This window comes from Cytobacillus sp. FSL H8-0458 (assembly GCF_038002165.1).
GTDB lineage: Bacteria > Bacillota > Bacilli > Bacillales > Cytobacillaceae > Cytobacillus.
The window spans coordinates 3,661,505-3,680,094 of the sequence record NZ_JBBOBR010000001.1 but is presented as its reverse complement, the minus strand read 5'-3'; the positions used below and the strand labels follow the sequence as shown (position 1 = coordinate 3,680,094).

Below are 18,590 nucleotides of genomic sequence, written 5' to 3'. Positions count from 1 at the left end.
GCATTCGTATGTAAGGGCGGATGTTCTTGCATAGCAAAATCTCCTGAAATAGCAGATTAAAAAAGATAAGTTTAAGGGTGGAGAGTATGGCGCGAATCTTATACATAGAAGATGAAAGCGATATTGGCAGCTGGCTGAAAAATGATTTAGGGGAAAGAGGCCATGAGGTGATCTGGCTACAGACCGGGGAAGGGATGGAAGGGTATCTTTCTGATGCGGATATTGCGATTTTGGATGTGATGCTTCCCGGGCTTGACGGGTTTTCGATAGGGAAGCGAATTAAGAAAGTAAAGAATGACATGCCGGTACTTATGCTTTCGGCAAGGGCGGCGGTGGAGGATAAGCTGGAGGGCCTGAGCTTTGCGGATGATTATTTGACAAAGCCTTTCCAGCCGGATGAGCTTGCCGCGAGGATTGAAGTATTGTTAAGGCGATTTCAAAAGAATGATCAGGTGTTGGAGCTTCACCACTTGCAGGTACATACAAAGGATATGCGGATTATCGACCGGGAGGCAGACCGTGAAATTCAATTGACAGGCAAGCAGTACCAGCTCTTTCAGTTCTTCATTCGTCATCTGAATCAGATTCTGACAAAAGAGCAGCTTTATGAAGGCGTTTGGGGAGAACAATACATGGAGGGCGACAAAACAATGATGGTTCATATCCGCTATCTTCGTGAAAAGCTCGAGAAGAATCCTTCACGTCCTGAAATCATTGAGACCATTCGCGGAATCGGCTACAGGGTGAAGATATGAAAAGATTTTTTCAATCGCTGCAGGCGAGGTATATGGCAATTATTCTGGTTGCCTTATTTCTGTTTCAGGCAGCTTATTTACTCGTGGCTATGCTGGCTATGGGTCTTCAGGAAGACATCTTAGGGGAACAGAAACAAAACCAAAATGAAACGGATCCTAAGCAGATTGAAGAAAAATGGCATGCGGATGCAAAAGCATTGGAAAATAGCTCAAGTGAATCCATAAGCAGTCTGTTTGCTGAATGGAAAAAGACGTATCCTGATGCTTCGATGTTTTGGGTAGATGAAATGGGAAATCTGATGGAGCAGCTGGATGTGAAGGGGAATCTGCCTGCTCAGTGGACGCCTGCCTATACAGCGAAGTTTATTAAGGAGAGGTATGGCGGAGACCCCTTTACAGTCATTAGCTTTATTGGCGGTGATGAAAAAAATGGTTTTATCGTTCTGGAAATACCGCGGAATTTGTTTCTTCCGCCGATGGTGAAGGTAGCAGAAAAATACGGAATCTTCTTAGGAGCGGGTCTGCTTTTGATCATTACCCTGTTTATCATCGTCTCCTTTTTATTTTTCCGGGGCATTCGCAAAAGGCTGCTTCATCTCCAGGAGGCAATGGAAAGACGGGATATGGACAGCCTGCCGATCGGTATTGATGTGCAAAAGAATGATGAAATTGGCCAGCTGGAGAAGACCTTTAATGAAATGGTCGAGGAGCTTAAAGAAAGCAAGCAGCGCGAGCAGGAGGAAGAGCAGCTTAGGAGGGAGCTGATTGCTAATCTTTCACATGATCTGCGCACGCCTTTGACGAAAATCAATGCGCAAACCTACTCGATCGCAAAGGAAGATTTGTCTCCTGAAGGGAAACAGGCTGTCAAAGCACTGGAAACATCAATCGTCAATATTGATAGACTGATAGAAAATTTAATGAGCTACACGCTTTTAATGGCTAGCAAGCATAAGCAGGAGCTGATCGAGCTGGATGCAGTCCGGTTTGTTCGTGAAAATATGGCGTCCTGGTATCCTGTCTTTGAGAAGGAAGGCTTTGAAGTGAACATCGAGTTAGAGCCATTTGAGAAGAAATGGCAGGCCGATCCAATGTGGCTGGGCCGTATTTTTGATAACATTCTGCAAAATGTGCTGCGGCATGCGAAGGATGGGCTTTTTCTTGAAGTGGCGACAGAATCCACCGAAGTGTGCGATGTCATTGTTTTTACCGATTATGGAAATGGGCTGAAAAACAGTTCCAATGAAAAGGGAGCAGGGATTGGCTTATCCATTGTGGATATGATGGTAAAGGGTATGAAACTTGAGTGGGATATTGAGTCCGGTGACAGTGGTACAGTGATTAAAATCATTAGAAAACATTAGGAGCAGCCTCAGGAGGTGCTCCTTTTTGGCTTCAGTTTCCATAAGATAATCAATTGATAGATGCCAAAAAGAATAGCCAGAGTAACCAGGACAACCCAGCCATAAGTATGCGGAATAAAGAAATATACGAGTAAGAAGGCAAGCAGGAATACCGCGTACCCAATGTTAAACAGTTTTTTAAACGTCATTATGTTTACTCCTCTCTGCTGTATTAGACGCATAGCAGAGGGGAAAAGTGTCATTTTTTAAACGAATTTTAAACTTCCCTCCACCTTTGTTTTAACCTTCGCCGGATAAGATGGAATTTGAGGTGAGAGGAATGGAGTATATCGTAAGAACAGAAAATTTATCAAAGCATTTTGGTCAGGAGAAAGCTGTGTCAGGACTGGAAATGAAAATACCTAAAGGAGAGATCTACGGATTTCTGGGACCGAATGGGGCAGGGAAAACAACGACGATCCGGATGCTGTTGGGCCTGATGAAGCCCACTTCAGGCAGAATTGAAATTTTTCAAAAAGATTTAAAGAAAGAAAGGTTAAATATATTGAGACGTATGGGCTCGCTTGTGGAGTCACCATCCTATTATCCGCATTTAACGGCAAAAGAAAATCTGGAAGCCATAAGAAAAATATTGGGTGTGCCGAAACAGAGAATCGATGAAGTACTGGGAATTGTCCGGCTGACAGCTGCCGGGGATAAAAAAGTAAAGGGCTTCTCACTGGGGATGAAGCAGAGGCTTGGGATTGCTGCCTCGCTGCTGAATAACCCGGAACTGCTGATTCTCGATGAGCCGACAAACGGTTTAGACCCTTCAGGAATTATTGAGATCCGCAATTTAATTAAAAGCCTGCCATCGGAATGCGGGATGACCGTGCTGATCTCAAGCCATCTATTATCGGAGATTGACCAGATGGCGACAACAGTTGGCATTGTGACAAAAGGGAAAATGATATTTCAGGATTCTATTGAAGCGATGCGCATGTTTGCACAGCAATCTGTACTATTAAAGGTCAGCGAGAGCGATAAAGCCTGGCGCTCCCTGCTGGGAAGAGGAATGAAGGCTGGTTTGGATAATGGCATCATTTCGCTGCCCCAGCTGTCGGATGAAAAAGTGGCTGAAGCTGTACGCGGACTTGTGGCAGATGGATTTTCCGTTTATCGGGTGGAAGAAGAAAAGCGGTCATTGGAAGACATATTCCTGCAAATGACAAGAGAGGAGCAGGCTGGATGATGGGAAAGTTGCTGTCCGCCGAATTTATGAAAATCAAGCGGAAAGGAATTTGGTTTCTGACCGTCCTGGGTCCAATTGGGGTAGTAGCCATGCAGATGGTCAATTACGGGGTGCGCAAGGATTACTTGTTCGGACAGAATGATGACCGCTGGGGGTATTATCTGGACAATATCCATTCGTTCACACCGCTGGCGATTGTGCTGGGCATCGTCATTCTGACATCTTTTATGTCAAGTATTGAAAATGAAACGAACGCCTGGAAACAGCTGATGGCACTGCCGGTTTCGAAAATGAGGGTGTATTTATCAAAATTCACGGTGCTGTCACTTCTGCTCCTGATTTCTTCTGTGCTTTTGCTGCTGTTCACGCTTGCTTTTGGAATCTCTCTGGATTTGGGCGGTGAGATTGCGTATGCCGGACTGCTTAAATATAGCTTTTATCCTTTTTTTGCGGCATTGCCTGTTTTGGCGCTGCAGCTATGGGCAGCGACCGTGAGTGTGAACCAGGGTGTGCCAATCACCCTGGGCATTCTGGGTGTGATTTTGACTTATGCTGGCCATGCCTTACCGGATTGGCTGATCTGGAAATGGCCGCTGCTGCTGAATGACTGGGAGGAACCAATCATCAACGTCTTGCTTGGCGCCGGAGCGGGCTTATTATTATACGCAGCCGGCATGATTGATTTTGTGAGAAGGGATGTGAAATAGATGCTTACTATTTTGAAATCGGAATGGTTTAAACTGCGCAAATCAAACATTATCGGCATCCTTCTAGTAGGGCCGCTGATTGGGATAGGTGCCGGGATTGGGGCAGACACAGCTGATGCAGCGGGGATGATGAACGAATGGTATATGCTTTTGATTTATATGAATTTGCCTTATGCGGTTCTCTTTTTGCCGTTAGTAACGGGAGTCCTGGCAAGCCTTGTCTGCAGGTATGAGCATCAGGCCGGGGGCTGGAAGCAGCTGCTGGCGCTGCCAGTCACAAGGGGGAAAGTGTTTGCGGCTAAATATGTTCTGATCCTGTTATTGGTTTTGTTTATCCAGTTATTTTATTTGGCCGCTATTGCAGGAGCAGGATTATATAAAGGCATAGCTGATCCTTTTCCGGCGGCGATTGTCTGGAAGAGCATACTGGGAGGCTGGGTCGCAGCGTTCCCATTAGTCGCGCTGCAGCTGTGGATGTCCGTCTGGTTCAAAAGCTTTGCTGCGCCTTTTGCGGTCAACGTTGTTTTTACGCTGCCATCCATTCTGGCGATGAATTCCGAGAAAGTGGGTCCCTATTATCCGTGGGCACAGCCATTTGCCATGATGTATCCAGCGACAGAGAGCGGTGACATTTTCTTTATTCCATGGGAGCAGCTTATGACTGTGATCGGGGGATTCTTTTTACTGTTTTATCTGTGCGGCTATTTTTATTTTCAGCGGAAGGCTGTGTAGGTATAATTTTTCAGGATAAAAATGTAATTTTTTGAAACCTTTTCTATATGATTCCGTAATGCATAGTGGAATTATTTTTAACTAGAATAGGAGTGTTCTATATGGAACAGGAAGTAAAAACGAGCAGTGCAAAACCGAGTTTGCTAGGGATGATATGGAGTCCGGGGGAGCAGTTTGACCGGATCCGCCAGAATCCTAGGATTTGGGTGCCGCTCATATTGGTGAGTATTATTTATTCGATCGGCATGTTTTTAATGGCAATGTCGATGGATGCTTCTTATCTGGGCCTCGAAGGGATGAGCGACGCGGAAGCCGAAATGGTGATGATGTTTGCCAGGGGCGGAGTTGCAATTACAGGTATATTCACACCGGTATTTGTGGCGCTGATTTCAAGTGCTATCTATATGATTTTCACTAAGATTGCTGGATCTGATGCGACGTTTAAACAGTTATTCTCTATGAATGTCCATATTATTGTGATTGGCGGTTTGGGTCTTATCCTTAACATGGCTTTGAGAGCCGCGATCGGCGGAAATCCGGAAATTTTTATTACTAGTTTAGCAGGACTGACGAATAGTGAGAAGCCGGGAATCTTAGGTTCTATTGAATTATTCAGCATTTGGCAGTCGGTTATCACGGCGATAGGGCTGCAGCGGGTGGCAGGATTATCAAAAGGCTGGGCTTGGGGCATTGCGATTGCGTTCTTCATTATTGGCATTCTGTTTGCTTTACTCAGCAATACCGTCTCAGGAATGACTGGTGTTTAAATGAAAAAAAAAGTTTGGATTGCCATCGGAGTGACGGCTGTGGTGTTGCTGATGGCTGGCGTGAGCATCTACAGACAGGCGTTCGCAAAAGGGCCTGAAGTAAAAACCGCCCATCCGGTGCAGGAGGAAATAACAGAACAGATAATGATTCCCGGAACAGTGAAGCTGGTAAATGAACAGAAGATATATGCTTCTCCCGAAAAAGGAGAAATAAAGGAGTTCCTTGTGGAAGAAGGGGATTCAGTCAAAAAAGGAGAGGTTCTGGCCAGGTTTGATGAGCATGCTTTAGCCCTGGAACTGGAAAAAGTTAAACTCCAGGCTGAATCAGGTTATTTAAAAATCAATCAGCTTGAAAAACAGGAAGATGAGCTGGGCGATAAGGAAAAAGAGCTGCACAAACAGGCTGGAAAAAAAGAGGCTGAAAAACAGATACAGCCTGAAAGGGATCAGCTTAAGCTGGAAAAGCGATTGGCGAATCTGGAATTAAGCCAGGTGCTTCTGCAGAAGAAGGATATTGAAAAACGCCTGGAAGAATTAGAGATTAAGAGCACCATGGATGGAGTGGTGCTCCAGTTGAACAAAGCAACGTCATCCGACCCATCTTCGGCAGGAAAACCAGTCATTTATATTGGGGATCTGAAAGCGACCTTAGCATCGGGCCTGCTTTCAGAATTCGATTCACTGAAGGTCAATGAGGGGCAAAAAGTGACCCTCCGTTCCGATGCGATTCCTGACAAGGAATGGAAAGGTGAAGTCAGCGAAGTGGCTGATATGCCTGAAGAGAATCAGGGAATAAACCCTGCGGAAAATAGTGCGCCGCAGTATCGGGTGGAGATTTCGGCAAAGGAGATGTCCCTGAGACCGGGTTTTCAGCTCATAATGGAAATCGAAACGGATAAGAAGAAGACACTCACTGTTCCTGCAAACGCAGTGGTAACGGGAGACAGCAGTGTATATGTATTCGTGGTCAGGGATCAGAAAAGTTATAAACAGGAAGTGGAGACTGGTGTTGCTTCCGGGAATAAAATCGAGATCACAGGCGGACTTGAAGAGAAGGATTTGATTATTACGAATCCATCAGATCAGCTGAAAGACGGCGTGGAAGTGGATGCGGAATGATCAACTTAACAGGCATAACCAAGTCCTATCAGGCGGGAAAAGAAAGTATTGAAGTATTAAAAGGAATTAACCTAAGCATTGAGCAAGGTGATTCTGTAGCCATTATGGGGCCATCCGGATCGGGCAAATCCACACTTATGAATATTATTGGATGCCTCGATCTGCCGACAGAAGGAATATATGAACTGGATGGAGAGAATATATCCCATTACTCGGAAGCAGAGCTGGCCAAGGTCAGAAATCAGTCGATCGGGTTTGTGTTTCAGCAGTTTCATCTGCTTCCGAGGCTGACGGCTATTCAAAATGTGGAGCTGCCTATGATTTATAGCGGACTTGCCAAAAAGGAACGATTGGAACGGGCGGAAGCAGCGCTGGTTAAAGTGGGCCTTGCTGATCGGATGGAGCATCTGCCGAATGCCTTATCAGGAGGGCAGAAGCAGCGGGTTGCCATCGCCCGGGCGATTGTGAACGAGCCGAAAATCATCTTGGCGGATGAACCGACAGGTGCACTTGATACGAAAACAAGTGCCTCCATTATGGATCTGTTCAGTGAGCTGAACCATGAAGGATCAACGATTGTAATGGTGACACATGAACCTGAGATAGCAGAATATGCTCATCACACGATTATGGTGAGGGACGGGCTGATTGTGAACGCTGAACCTTCCCGGAGGGGGGCGCCTGTATGAGTTTTTTAGAAAATATCAAAATGGCGCTCAGCTCATTAAAGGCGCATAAAATGCGATCGGTTTTAACCATGATTGGGATCATTATTGGTGTTGGGGCGGTCATCATTGTGGTTGCCATCGGCCAGGGCGGAGAAGCGATGCTTAAAACGCAGCTGACAGGCCCGGGCAATACAGTGGAATTATTATATCAGCCTTCAGAGGAGGAAATTCAGGCAAACCCGAACATATTTAATGAAGCTCCTTTTGATGGGGAAGATATCAAAGCACTGGAGCAGATTCCCGAGATTAAACGGGTAGTTGCTTCAAGCTCACAGTTTTCACAGGCTTCATATGGAGAACAGACTGCAGAGACTTCAACAACAGGAGTAGGTCCTGCCTTTTTTGAGCTGAACAATGTGGACCTGGAAAAAGGGCGATCCTTCACGGCTGCGGATTTCCTTGGCGGACGCAGGGTGGGGCTTGTCAGTTTTTCCATGCAGGAGGAGCTCTTTGACGGCCAGTCGCCTGTTGGCGAAGTGATCCGGATTGGGAACCAGCCGATTGAGATTATTGGCGTCATGGAAAAGCCGACAGGGCTCTTTTCATTCGGTGTTCTGGAGATCTACGTGCCTACGAAAACATGGCAGACTATTTATGGGAAGAGTGACTTTACCCAGGTGACACTTCAGGCTGAATCCGCTGATCAGCTTCAGACGGCTGGAAAGAAGGCTGCCAGCTTACTTAATAAGATGCATAATACAGAAGAATCTTATATGGTCATCAACATGGAAGAAATGGCAGAAGGAATCGGCCAGATTACAAAGGTCATGACGTTAATCATCGGCAGTATCGCCGGCATCTCGCTGTTTGTCGGCGGAATTGGCGTCATGAATATAATGCTCGTCTCTGTAACAGAAAGAACAAGGGAAATCGGCATCCGCAAAGCACTCGGAGCGACCAGGGGACAAATTATGGGACAGTTTCTAATCGAATCTGTCACCCTGACCTTGATCGGCGGAGTGCTGGGAATCCTGCTGGGCTGGGGTTCGGCATCCCTGATTTCATTCTTTGCCGGATGGCCATCGCTCATTTCATGGCAGGTCGTCGCCGGAGCCCTATTCTTCTCAATGGCGATCGGGATTATCTTCGGACTGCTTCCGGCCAATAAAGCTTCAAGGCTGAGTCCAATTGAATCTTTGCGCTATGAGTGATTATTAAAGAGGCTATCTTCGGCTGAGGCTGGAGGTAGTCTTTTATTTGAGGTGAACATAATGATTCAATTAAATATTATTTTTGTTTTGTTTATATTAACCTTGCTTGCGCGATATTTGGTATTTGACGCATTTGAACCCGCTATGTTTGCGGCTGCCTTTTTGTTTCCTGCTGCATCTGTCGTTATTTTTTTCATTAGTAAAAGATTTGCAGACAGGGAACGGGCTTATCAGCCGAAATCCAATGATGACTGGTCATTTTATCATATCCAGAATTCGTTAATGTTTGAAAAGCCGCTTTTTAAAGGACAAAATCTGAGAGGATACGTAAAGCGGTATTTTCCTCAGAGATGGCAGTATGCTTTAGGAGATAGCTTCGGTTTAAATTTGGTATTTGTCTTTTGAAGTGCGCATTGACCAAGATTTGTATGATGTACGCTGGTATCGTAAAAAGTGGATAAGCCAACAGGATCAATGGACGATCTATATGAACGGAACGCAAATAGGAGAAGCCCATACAGTAATCACATTAAAGAATGCAGCAAAATTAAAAGAAGCTATTGAATACAGACTTCATGACGTTTCTTATATATCCTCTGCGTCATCGGTTATGTCAGCCATTACCTTATCTGGAGAATCAGCCGTGCTTGGCAGATTAAAACAAAGTCATATCATTAGCGGGGTTCAGGAAATCAATGTGGAGGACAACAATCACGACTATCTTGTTGCATTAATCATTCATTCTTTTTATTTTAAAAACTGATTCAATGCGTTTTACCTATAAGCAATCCGGTAATGTAGTAAAATAGAACTATTACATAATAAGGATGGGCTTAGGATGAGCTGTAATGCTTGTATGGTAGAGGATTTGCGCTTTGAGGTAATGGCAGGTGGAGAACTAAATTGCCGAATGTTTTCAAGTGTGGCAGATCATTTGGAGCGAAAAGGTGTTTTGGTGGAAGCTGAATCAGACCGGTTCGTGCTGAAGGAAAATGGCATGCGGGATTTTCTTGATTTTTGCAGGGATCATATGGAGGCTGAAAGTGTCAGCTTCAGGTCGGGCGATGAAGGGTGGCGCCCCATTGCGGAGGCTGCTGAGATCCTGGATAGCCGGTGGATTGATGAAGTGATTGCCAATGGGCTGGTCACCTGTCATGCACAGCCTATTTTAACAGGAGATGAAGAAGTGTTTGCTTATGAAATGCTGGCGAGATTTTACCGGGAGGATGGGTCGGTGATTTTTCCGGGAGAGATATTTGGTGCAGCCAGAAAGCGCGGGAGATTGTATGCGCTCGATCGTTTGTGCCGGATGACGGCGGTCAGGTTTGCTTCGTTTATTGATAAAAAGGCATTCATCAATTTTATTCCTACAAGCATTTACTCACCGGAGTTCTGCCTGAAATCAACGGTACAGCTTGCGAAACGATTAGGAGTCGATCCGAATCAGCTCGTATTTGAGGTAGTGGAAACGGATAAAGTGGAGGATACGGATCATTTGAAAAGGATCCTCGCTTATTATAGGGAAAAAGGATTCCAGTATGCACTGGATGATGTGGGAGCCGGGTTCAGCACGGTCGAGTTATTGAGCGAGCTGAAGCCGCATTATATGAAGCTGGATATGAAATATGTTCAGGGCGTGTCAACAGATCCAGAAAAACAGAAAACAGCGGAAGCTTTTTTACAGCAGGCATTGAAGATGGGGTCAGTCCCGCTTGCTGAAGGGATTGAAACCCGGGAGGATTTTGATTGGCTTCGGAGCAAGGGATACCAGCTTTTTCAGGGATATTTGTTTGGAAAACCTGCGCCGATAGCAAAAAAAGATAAGGTATCAGTAAAGTAATGAAGAAAATGACTGTATTTTGCAAAACCAAACTCTTATTGTTTTTTTCTATCTGGAAAGATTTATGTGCGGATAGCTGAAAAATATATGCACTTAAAATTTTTTCTGTGCGGATAGAAAAATTTATGTGCGTTCAGCTTTTTTTGAAGTTCTTCCTGGATCAGGGCCAGAGGTTTTTCATGTTTTGTCGTATAAGAACTGAAAAATTTTTATGTAATCTATCCGCAATATATGTAACCTTCCACTCATGTTTATATTGCAGACTCAGGGGAATAGTCTGAATAGAAACATATTACTGCAAAAGGAGATGACATCACATGAAATATAAAAATCTACTACTATCAATTCCATTGGGAGCAGGATTATTGCTAGCAGGATGTGCTTCTGAGCAGGACCCGCCTCCGGAAGATGAGGAAAACATGGAAATGGAAAATCAAGAAGATAACCAGGAACCAGATGTAACGGAAGAGCCTAGTGAAGAAAATATGGATGAAGAAGAACCGGATATGGATGAAGAGCCTTCTGAAGAAAATAACAATCAATAAATAAACCTCACCTGAAAACAGCATCCGAAACGGATGCTGTTTTTGCGAAGAAAAAGCAAAGGGTGATTACCCTTTGCACCAGTTAAATTTATTATGATTTAGTATCCTAAGAAGCTACTTTGGTTATCATCTTTGCAAATCAGCAGAATTTTGCCTTCATCGAGTGTTTTTTCATATGATTCAGCTTCAGTTTGAGATAGTCCAATTTCCTCCATTTTAGTACGAAGTTCATCTCCCTGGCTTTGGAACATGTTTTTGAAAGCTGTACCCAGCCCAGTTTCATCCACGCCAATTTTTTTAGCTTCAGAGTGGTCGGCTACTGTATCTGTTATGCTATCATCATGCGCAAGAACGAACACTTCATTTTCTGCGACACCTCTGCCATGCAAAGAATTGGCTGCCTGAACAGCTTCATTAATTGTGTTAAACTCTTTTACTAATGCCATTTAAACCTCTCCTTATCTATTTGAGACATATATGTTATTTACACTTTTTATATAGTGAATAAACATTAAGGAGGGTTCATGATGGAATATTCCAGAAATTAGAGGGGATATTCTCAAAAACGAAGAATACTTTTCTTATAACTTTTAATAAGGGGAAAGATGATGGACATTAAAACAAAGAGATTAACCGTTAGAAAGTTTAAATCAGAAGACTGGCAGGCAGTTTATGAGTATACATCAAACCCGGAAGTAATGAGATATATTCCGGAAGGTGTATTTACAGAAGAGGCTGCAAAAGAGTTTATCCGCAAGAATATAGAGAAAGCAGAACATTTCCCTGTTTTTATAGATGGGGAGGTTCTGATCGGCCATATTGGGTTTCATAAATATTTTGGCGATCATACCTTTGAGATTGGCTGGGTGTTTAATCCGAAGTTTTATAATAAAGGCTATGCATCAGAAGCAGCATATGCAGTGCTGAAATATGGCTTTGAAGAACTTGGCGTTCACCGGATTATTGCAACCTGCCAGCCCGAGAACCCGCCGTCTTACCGTGTGATGGAGAAAATCGGCATGAGGCGGGAAGGCTTTTTCAAAAAGTGCATTCCACATGGGGATGAGTGGTGGGATGAATATTATTATGCGATTTTGAAGGAAGAATGGAATTCAGGTAAATAAAGGGCCATGTATATCACCATCCTGATTTGAAGAAAATATGGCCAGGAGGTGATATACATGGCTAAAGATGTTCTTTGTGAAGTAAATAACTGCACTTATTGGGAACAGGGAAATAAGTGCGCTGCAGAAGCTATTTATGTTGTCAGCCATAAAGGCAAGCACGCTTCCAACAGCAAAGAAACAGACTGTAAAACATTTGAGCCGGAAATGTAAGCCAAAAGGGTAACCGATCTGGTTACCTCCCTGCTATTTATTATTGATAATAATTATCAGTTTCATTCAAAAAAATTTACCATGCTGATTCTTTTGTTTTTCGAAGCGGAGTCAGTTTTTTCATGTTCTTAAAGATCTTATAATGGGCAGTAGCTACTTTTTCTTCTACATAATCCAATGAATAATCACCCGATGGATCAGAAAGTTCCCCAATCGCACGTGATAAGTGATCAATGACTGTTCTGTATGATTCATTCTTCTTATGGTCTTCCTTTGAGTTCATTTCTAGCATAATGTCGTGAGCAAGGCTTTGAATTCTTAGTAAACGAATTTGCTTCGCTGGCATATGATCGCATCCTCCCCTTTTTTGCTGAATCAATATATTATATATGGCCTTTCCATAGAAAAAATAACTGTAATCGGGATGTGCGCATTTACTGGAATAATATAGTATAATGAGTGGGTCTTATTTTTTTCTGATAATTTAGTAAAAGGAGGCGTTCAATATGCTAAATAAAACTTTAGTTATTATGGATCAAAATAATGGGAGAACGCCTAATTAAAAACAGCGTTTCCCCAAAAATGAGAAAAGGGGAAATTTATTTTGAATACTGGCAAAGTGAAAATTGAAGAAGTAACAGCAGACAATTGGTATGACTGCTGTTTATTGGAGCTTTCAGAGGAACAAAGAGCTTATATGGAGCCAAATGCTGTTTCCATTGCGCAATCTAAATTTGAAACAGCGCTTAGACCGTATGTGATTTACTTAGAAGATAAAGCTGTCGGCTTCTTAATGTTTAATACATGTTTAGAAGAATTGGATGCATACTGGATTTACCGGATTATGGTTGATAAGGAACACCAAGGCAGGGGAATAGGCAAAAAAGCGACAGAACTGATGATTGCTGAGATGGCGAAATTGCCGAATGCTAAAAAACTTGCAGTAGGCTACCATCCGGAGAATCTTGGGGCACACCATCTTTATGCAAGTTTGGGATTTGCAGATCATGGCCACCGATTTGGGAAGGAAATGGCGGTTGTTAAAGATTTAGACTGAGTAACAGAGGGGAGATGCAGAATGAAAGTGGGAATGACCCTGTTTTTCGGAGGGCTGATTTTACTTATGTCCGGCATCTTTCTGTCTGCCAATTGGGCAATCGCCGGCAGTTTCATGGGGATCTTCGGAGGGATGATGATGGGAAGCTCTTCTTATTTCCTGGCGAAAACAGGGAAGAAGGCAGGTTAAGAGTTATGGAATTTATGATTTTTTTATTTGTTTTCTTTATCTTTCTGGCAATCAGTTCCGTAATGAATGTGTTATTCAAGATGACGGAAAAGAAGCATTGGGGCATGTCGCTGCTGCTGAGCCTGGTGTTAGCTGTCATAACAATTGCCATTTTGGGGATTAAATAGGAAGAAGGAAGTCCGGGGAAGATTCCCGGGCTTTTTATGTGTATAAAAATGCTTGGTAAACACAAACTTTAGGTATCTTACAACGGAAAGGTGATTAAAAATGAATAAAGAATATCAATTTGCAAATTTGTCCGACGGGGATCTGCAGCAGGTGCATAATCTGGAAAAACGCTTAAGTGAGGAAAAGGGAGAAGAAGTCATTCTCATTGCTTATCATGATCAGAAAGAAAATCAAAAGGAATAACAACGATAAAAAAACGCTTAGGAATCTCCTTTCCCAAGCGTCTTTTTGTCTATAATTTATTTTTTATCTACAGGCTGCGCATCATATACTTTCACCTGAGGAGGTACAGCAAAATATTGAGGAGCTGTTGCCGTAAAGGATGTAAAGTGTTCAGTCTGGTTGTGGAACTTCACAGCGTCCATATCCTTCCACAATTCCACCATAGTATAAGATCCTGCTTTTTCTGTATCCTTCAAAAGGTCATAAGATACATTTCCTTCCTCTGCTCTAGAGGCATCGATAAGCGGACGAATTTCGGCAAGAAAATCCTTTTCTTTATCAGTTTGTATTTGGAAGCCAGCATGAATAATGATCATGTTGCATTTCTCCTTTGTGAGTTATTTCCACTCCGTGATATCTTCAACAGGCAGGCGGACCGATTTGTAGCCTTGATCAGCGGATTTCCCGATTGAGATTAGCATGACAGTGTAGTAGCGTTCTTTGTCCAAATCAAAAGCTTCGGCAATTCGGTCTTTTTCATATCCGCCAATTGGATTTGTATCATAGCCATGAGCACGTGCTGCAAGCATTAGCTGCATGGATACAAGACCGGCATCGATCAGGTTCATTTCTTTCTTTTGCTCGAATGTCATATTTTCCACTAAACCTTTGATGGCTGGCACCTGCTTGTCTCTTACATCAGCAGGCATATATCCTTTTTCTACAGCAGTATCATAAATTTTTTCAATAAACGCTTCACTTTTCATATCAACAAAGACGGCAACGACAGCGGCTGATGTCTCTACCTGCCTTTGATTGAATTTTGCAAGTGGTGCCAGTGTTTCTTTGCCTTCTTTTGAATCGATTACTACAAAACGCCATGGCTGAAGGTTTACAGATGAAGGAGCTAAAGAGGCTTCCTCCAGGATTTTAGCCATTTCTTCTCTGCTGATTTTCACAGTTGGGTCATAATTACGAATGGAACGGCGGCCTGTGACGATTTCTTTAAAGTCATTGATAATGGTTTTATTCATGATGAACTCTCCTTTATGTTTTTTCTGGATGATAAAATTACATATTATCTACATTTTCCTGGATGCGAGTGAGCATATTTAATAGTGTGCTTCGCTCAAGCTCCGAAAAGCCGTTCAGGATTTTGGAAATAAACCGTTGCTTTTCTTCACAGTAAGCAGCAATCTTAGTTTTGCCTTCCTCTGTCAGTCTGACGTAAGTAAAACGGTTATCTTCAGGATTTTTCCTGCGGATTACCATGCCTTTTTCTTCAAGCTGCTTGAGGTGTCTTGTGACAGCCGCATGATCGATATTCACTTTTTTCTGAAGCTCACGCTGCGTAATTTCTTCCGCTTCAAAAAGCTCGCGAAGAATCTCAAGCCGCGACTGGCTGATGCCTGTACAGCGTTCAAACTTCGGCATTGTCTGCTTATTGAGCTCAAACAGCCGTGCCGCAATTAATTCTTCTTGCTTAGTACATCTGAACACAGCATCCCCCGCCTTTTAGATAATTGATATGTCAATTATTGATACGTCAATTAATATACTGTAAAATATTTTATAAGTCAAACTGGATGCTTAAGGCAGAGAAAATCCTGCTGAATAGCTTATGGATCAGCAGGGTTTCCAGTCATTGAGAATCGTTTTCCTAAAGTTTCTCTGCATCTATCAGCCACACATATCGATTTAGCTGCTTAAACTCAACAGAGAATCCATTGGAATGAAACATGCTTTCTAAAATGGGGATGGTTGAATAGTATTCTGTTTCCAGGTCTTGGGCCAGGCTGAGATAATGTTTGTTTTTAGCTTCCTGGATATAAATCTCTCTTTCGTCCTTGCTGCGAAAGACAGTATCGGCAAAAACAACTTTTCCGCCAGTTGTAAGGAGGGCGCTGTATTTAGAGATGGCATTGGCTTTTTCGCTGTCTTCTAAATGATGGAATGCGTAGGTGCTGACGAAAGCATCTATAGGGCCATTCAATTGAAAGCTTAAGAAGTCACCATCCAATATTGTGAGATGAGGCATTTTTTTACTTGCTATTTTCCTCATGGCAGCAGAAGGTTCAACTCCGACTACTGAATAGCCTTTCTCCAGAAGCATTTGAGTTAAGTTGCCTGTACCTGTACCGAATTCCACTATATTCCCATGAACAAGATCGGCTACTTTATGAAGAATCTGTTCATAATTCATAAACACCTCCTGATATTCAAGGTCTTTACCGGCCACAGTCTCATCATAGGATTCTGCCCAATGGTCAAACAACTCTACAAATTCACGTCCCATTGTAAAATCACTCCTTCTAATTCATATAATACATATTGGTATAGTATGAATTAATGACTCACTTGGCAACTTTGCAATCTGCCTTAATTCTCAGATGAAAGCTGATTTTTTAGGTGATAATTGACAAAAAACATACTTAAAACATATTATACAAGTAGGAATAATAAGAATTAAAAAGAGCGTAATAATATCAAAAAAACGCAATGAAAAAGAGTAACATTCTTTCTGAAAAACAGAGGTGCTGACGATGAATTATTACAGCAGCGTGAAAGAACTTATTGGGCATACCCCTCTTGTGAAAATCAAACACTATGCTATTCCGCAAGGAGTAAATGTTTTTGCAAAGCTTGAATATTTTAACCCGGGCGGCAGTGTAAAGGACCGGTTAGGACAGAAGCTGATTCAGACAGCGATTAAGGATGGACTTCTCCAGGAAGACGGCGCAGTAATTGAACCGACTGCAGGGAGTACAGGGATCGGCTTAGCGCTGGCTGCTATTGGAAAGAAGATCAAAATCATCTGTGTTGTACCTCAAAAATTCAGCATTGAAAAGCAGGAACTAATGAAGGCGTTAGGGGCAGAAGTGGTTAATACGCCAACTGAAAAAGGCATGGAAGGTGCTATTAAGAAGGCGAAGGAACTGCTGAAGAAGATTCCTAATTCATATAGTCCTCAGCAATTCAGCAATGAGAATAACCCGCTAACGTATTATGAAACATTGGGACCTGAGATCTACGAAGAGTTAGATGGGAAGATTGATATTTTTGCAGCTGGAGCAGGGACTGGCGGTACGTTCATGGGCTGCGCCAGATATCTTAAAGAAAAGAATCCAAAGATAAAGACAGTTATCGTTGAACCTGAAGGCTCCATTTTAAATGGCGGAAAGGCAGGGCCGCATCGAACCGAGGGAATCGGGATGGAGTTTTTGCCCCCGTATATGGAAATAGGCTTATTTGACGCCATTCATACCATCTCAGATAAAGATGCCTTCAAACGAGTAAAGGAGCTGGCATTGCTTCAAGGATACTTAGTTGGAAGTTCGTCAGGAGCGGCTTTCGAAGCAGTACTGAGAGAAGCTGAAAATGCTCCGCCTGGCACGAATATTCTCACCATTTTTCCTGACAGCAGTGAGCGGTATTTAAGTAAATCTATTTATGAGGAGGATGAACAATGAGAAAGAAAACACAAATGATTCACGGGGGCATCTCCAGAGATGAACATACAGGTGCCGTCTCCATACCTGTCCACCATGCCAGTACGTTTAAACAAGATGGTGTGGGCAATTTTGTTTATGAGTACGCAAGAACAGGGAATCCGACCCGGCATGCTCTTGAGGAACTAATAAAGGATCTGGAAGGCGGATACCGAGGCTTTGCTTTCGGTTCCGGCATGGCGGCTATCTCTTCTGTAATGCACTTATTTTCAACAGGAGATCATGTTATTTTCACTGATGATGTGTATGGCGGGTCCTATCGGTTAGTGACAAAGATTTTGACGAAATATAATGTAGATGTAACCTTTGTCGATACAAGTGATTTGGCTGCTGTAGAGGCTGCGATAAAGGAAAATACAAAGGCAATCTATGTTGAGACGCCAACGAATCCATTGCTGAAGATTACAGACTTGGCTGGAATCTCTAAGCTGGCCAAATCCAAGAATTTGCTTATGATTGTGGATAATACCTTTAGTACACCTTACTGGCAGAATCCAATTGAACTGGGAGCTGATATTGTCCTGCATAGTGCCACCAAATATATAGGCGGACATAGTGATGTTGTTGCTGGGCTGGTTGTGGTGAATTCCGAACAGCTTGCAGCAGATATGCACTTTATCCAAAATTCAATCGGTGCTGTTTTGGGGCCTCAGGATAGCTGGCTATTAATCAGGGGGATTCGGACACTGGCCATTCGGATGGAGGAAATTGAAGAAAATGCGAAAAGGGTGGCACATTTTCTTGCCGATCATCCGCAGGTTTCAAAGGTTTATTATCCAGGATTTAAAGATCATAAAGGCCATGATATTCACTCGAAGCAGGCACGGGGCTTTGGCGGAATGATTTCCTTTGATGCCGGAACCGGTGAAAAGGCAGAAGAGGTGCTGAAAAAAGTAAGATACTTTACCCTGGCAGAAAGTTTGGGCGCAGTTGAAAGCCTGATTTCCCTTCCGGCCAAAATGACGCATGCATCGATACCGAGAGAACGCCGTCTGGAACTGGGAATTACAGATGGCCTGGTTCGGATTTCAGTTGGCCTGGAGGATGCCGAAGACTTAATTGAGGATTTGCGGTCGGCGCTATAAGGAAAAGCCCCATTTTGTTTAAAATCTAAATGGGGCTTGAGTATTTTTTATGAAAATGATTAACCTCTTAACGCTCTTCTGACT

The 18,590-nt window shown here is 43.1% G+C and carries 28 protein-coding genes; 21 read left to right on the top strand and 7 right to left on the bottom strand.

Features of this window, described 5'->3' with window-relative positions; all coding sequences use genetic code 11:
* Positions 1-86 precede the first annotated feature (86 nt).
* The gene (locus tag NYE23_RS18340; RefSeq protein WP_341079832.1) at positions 87-755 is read left to right on the top strand and encodes a response regulator transcription factor; all 669 of its coding nucleotides are present in this window, start codon (positions 87-89) and stop codon (positions 753-755) included.
* Positions 752-2,119 (top strand): sensor histidine kinase, encoded by a 1,368-nt coding sequence (locus tag NYE23_RS18335; RefSeq protein ID WP_341079830.1) that lies wholly within the window; start codon positions 752-754, stop codon positions 2,117-2,119. The genes NYE23_RS18340 and NYE23_RS18335 overlap by 4 nt, the downstream gene beginning before the upstream one ends.
* Positions 2,120-2,127: 8 nt before the next feature.
* Here the strand turns inward: NYE23_RS18335 and NYE23_RS18330 are convergent, their stop codons facing one another.
* Positions 2,128-2,307, bottom strand: a complete 180-nt coding sequence (locus NYE23_RS18330) for a hypothetical protein (RefSeq protein WP_341079828.1) — start codon at positions 2,305-2,307, stop codon at positions 2,128-2,130.
* 131 nt (positions 2,308-2,438) lie between these two features.
* On the opposite strand from NYE23_RS18330, the gene NYE23_RS18325 reads away from it, so the two are divergent.
* The 11 genes from NYE23_RS18325 to NYE23_RS18275 all read left to right on the top strand — a co-directional run bounded on the left by NYE23_RS18325 (position 2,439) and on the right by NYE23_RS18275 (position 10,939).
* A complete protein-coding gene (locus tag NYE23_RS18325) occupies positions 2,439-3,350 on the top strand; it encodes an ABC transporter ATP-binding protein (protein WP_341079827.1) in 912 nt (303 codons plus the stop codon).
* Positions 3,347-4,057, top strand: a complete 711-nt coding sequence (locus tag NYE23_RS18320) for an ABC transporter permease (RefSeq protein ID WP_341079826.1) — start codon at positions 3,347-3,349, stop codon at positions 4,055-4,057. The genes NYE23_RS18325 and NYE23_RS18320 overlap by 4 nt, the downstream gene beginning before the upstream one ends.
* A complete protein-coding gene (locus NYE23_RS18315; RefSeq protein WP_341079825.1) occupies positions 4,058-4,789 on the top strand; it encodes an ABC transporter permease in 732 nt (243 codons plus the stop codon).
* Between the two features lie 101 nt (positions 4,790-4,890).
* Positions 4,891-5,556, top strand: a complete 666-nt coding sequence (locus tag NYE23_RS18310) for a Yip1 family protein (RefSeq protein ID WP_341079824.1) — start codon at positions 4,891-4,893, stop codon at positions 5,554-5,556.
* Positions 5,557-6,675, top strand: coding sequence for an efflux RND transporter periplasmic adaptor subunit (locus NYE23_RS18305; RefSeq protein WP_341079823.1), 1,119 nt, complete (start codon positions 5,557-5,559; stop codon positions 6,673-6,675).
* Complete coding sequence (locus NYE23_RS18300; protein ID WP_341079822.1) at positions 6,672-7,364, top strand: ABC transporter ATP-binding protein; 693 nt, start codon at positions 6,672-6,674, stop codon at positions 7,362-7,364. The genes NYE23_RS18305 and NYE23_RS18300 overlap by 4 nt, the downstream gene beginning before the upstream one ends.
* The gene (locus NYE23_RS18295) at positions 7,361-8,554 is read left to right on the top strand and encodes an ABC transporter permease (protein WP_341079820.1); all 1,194 of its coding nucleotides are present in this window, start codon (positions 7,361-7,363) and stop codon (positions 8,552-8,554) included. The genes NYE23_RS18300 and NYE23_RS18295 overlap by 4 nt, the downstream gene beginning before the upstream one ends.
* Positions 8,555-8,614: 60 nt before the next feature.
* Positions 8,615-8,959 carry a hypothetical protein gene (locus tag NYE23_RS18290; protein WP_341079818.1) on the top strand — a complete coding sequence of 115 codons (345 nt, stop codon included), beginning with the start codon at positions 8,615-8,617 and terminating at the stop codon, positions 8,957-8,959.
* Between the two features lie 82 nt (positions 8,960-9,041).
* Positions 9,042-9,317 (top strand): hypothetical protein, encoded by a 276-nt coding sequence (locus tag NYE23_RS18285; protein WP_341079817.1) that lies wholly within the window; start codon positions 9,042-9,044, stop codon positions 9,315-9,317.
* A gap of 75 nt (positions 9,318-9,392) precedes the next feature.
* Positions 9,393-10,394 (top strand): EAL domain-containing protein, encoded by a 1,002-nt coding sequence (locus tag NYE23_RS18280; protein ID WP_341079815.1) that lies wholly within the window; start codon positions 9,393-9,395, stop codon positions 10,392-10,394.
* A 317-nt stretch (positions 10,395-10,711) separates the two neighbouring features.
* On the top strand, positions 10,712-10,939 hold the full coding sequence (locus tag NYE23_RS18275) for a hypothetical protein (RefSeq protein WP_341079813.1): 228 nt from the start codon (positions 10,712-10,714) through the stop codon (positions 10,937-10,939).
* A gap of 98 nt (positions 10,940-11,037) precedes the next feature.
* Here the strand turns inward: NYE23_RS18275 and NYE23_RS18270 are convergent, their stop codons facing one another.
* Entirely contained in the window at positions 11,038-11,385 is a 348-nt protein-coding gene (locus NYE23_RS18270) for a general stress protein (protein WP_341079811.1), read from the bottom strand.
* Positions 11,386-11,547: 162 nt separating this feature from the next.
* Here NYE23_RS18270 and NYE23_RS18265 point away from each other — a divergent pair, with 162 nt between their 5' ends.
* Together NYE23_RS18265 and NYE23_RS18260 are read left to right on the top strand one after the other, a co-directional pair.
* The gene (locus tag NYE23_RS18265) at positions 11,548-12,063 is read left to right on the top strand and encodes a GNAT family N-acetyltransferase (RefSeq protein ID WP_341079810.1); all 516 of its coding nucleotides are present in this window, start codon (positions 11,548-11,550) and stop codon (positions 12,061-12,063) included.
* Positions 12,064-12,120: 57 nt separating this feature from the next.
* Positions 12,121-12,276 carry a DUF1540 domain-containing protein gene (locus NYE23_RS18260; protein WP_163139552.1) on the top strand — a complete coding sequence of 52 codons (156 nt, stop codon included), beginning with the start codon at positions 12,121-12,123 and terminating at the stop codon, positions 12,274-12,276.
* A gap of 76 nt (positions 12,277-12,352) precedes the next feature.
* On the opposite strand, the gene NYE23_RS18255 is transcribed toward NYE23_RS18260, so the two are convergent.
* Positions 12,353-12,622, bottom strand: a complete 270-nt coding sequence (locus NYE23_RS18255) for a hypothetical protein (protein WP_341079807.1) — start codon at positions 12,620-12,622, stop codon at positions 12,353-12,355.
* A 258-nt stretch (positions 12,623-12,880) separates the two neighbouring features.
* On the opposite strand from NYE23_RS18255, the gene NYE23_RS18250 reads away from it, so the two are divergent.
* The 4 genes from NYE23_RS18250 (at position 12,881) to NYE23_RS18235 (ending at position 13,933) form a co-directional block, all read left to right on the top strand.
* Positions 12,881-13,333 carry a GNAT family N-acetyltransferase gene (locus NYE23_RS18250; protein ID WP_282173489.1) on the top strand — a complete coding sequence of 151 codons (453 nt, stop codon included), beginning with the start codon at positions 12,881-12,883 and terminating at the stop codon, positions 13,331-13,333.
* A 21-nt stretch (positions 13,334-13,354) separates the two neighbouring features.
* On the top strand, positions 13,355-13,522 hold the full coding sequence (locus NYE23_RS18245) for a hypothetical protein (RefSeq protein WP_341079802.1): 168 nt from the start codon (positions 13,355-13,357) through the stop codon (positions 13,520-13,522).
* Between the two features lie 5 nt (positions 13,523-13,527).
* Positions 13,528-13,689 (top strand): hypothetical protein, encoded by a 162-nt coding sequence (locus tag NYE23_RS18240; protein ID WP_169799769.1) that lies wholly within the window; start codon positions 13,528-13,530, stop codon positions 13,687-13,689.
* 100 nt (positions 13,690-13,789) lie between these two features.
* Complete coding sequence (locus NYE23_RS18235) at positions 13,790-13,933, top strand: hypothetical protein (RefSeq protein WP_341079800.1); 144 nt, start codon at positions 13,790-13,792, stop codon at positions 13,931-13,933.
* 56 nt (positions 13,934-13,989) lie between these two features.
* On the opposite strand, the gene NYE23_RS18230 is transcribed toward NYE23_RS18235, so the two are convergent.
* From NYE23_RS18230 to NYE23_RS18215, 4 genes are all read right to left on the bottom strand, one after another.
* Positions 13,990-14,289: a putative quinol monooxygenase gene (locus NYE23_RS18230; RefSeq protein WP_341079798.1), complete on the bottom strand. Its 300-nt coding sequence runs from the start codon at positions 14,287-14,289 to the stop codon at positions 13,990-13,992.
* A gap of 21 nt (positions 14,290-14,310) precedes the next feature.
* Positions 14,311-14,946, bottom strand: coding sequence for a nitroreductase family protein (locus NYE23_RS18225; RefSeq protein WP_341079795.1), 636 nt, complete (start codon positions 14,944-14,946; stop codon positions 14,311-14,313).
* Between the two features lie 37 nt (positions 14,947-14,983).
* A complete protein-coding gene (locus NYE23_RS18220) occupies positions 14,984-15,412 on the bottom strand; it encodes a MarR family winged helix-turn-helix transcriptional regulator (protein ID WP_341079794.1) in 429 nt (142 codons plus the stop codon).
* A gap of 160 nt (positions 15,413-15,572) precedes the next feature.
* Positions 15,573-16,208, bottom strand: a complete 636-nt coding sequence (locus NYE23_RS18215) for a class I SAM-dependent DNA methyltransferase (protein ID WP_341079792.1) — start codon at positions 16,206-16,208, stop codon at positions 15,573-15,575.
* 247 nt (positions 16,209-16,455) lie between these two features.
* On the opposite strand from NYE23_RS18215, the gene NYE23_RS18210 reads away from it, so the two are divergent.
* Positions 16,456-17,382 carry a PLP-dependent cysteine synthase family protein gene (locus NYE23_RS18210; protein WP_341079791.1) on the top strand — a complete coding sequence of 309 codons (927 nt, stop codon included), beginning with the start codon at positions 16,456-16,458 and terminating at the stop codon, positions 17,380-17,382.
* Positions 17,379-18,506, top strand: coding sequence for a bifunctional cystathionine gamma-lyase/homocysteine desulfhydrase (locus tag NYE23_RS18205; RefSeq protein ID WP_341079790.1), 1,128 nt, complete (start codon positions 17,379-17,381; stop codon positions 18,504-18,506). The genes NYE23_RS18210 and NYE23_RS18205 overlap by 4 nt, the downstream gene beginning before the upstream one ends.
* Positions 18,507-18,590 lie beyond the last annotated feature (84 nt).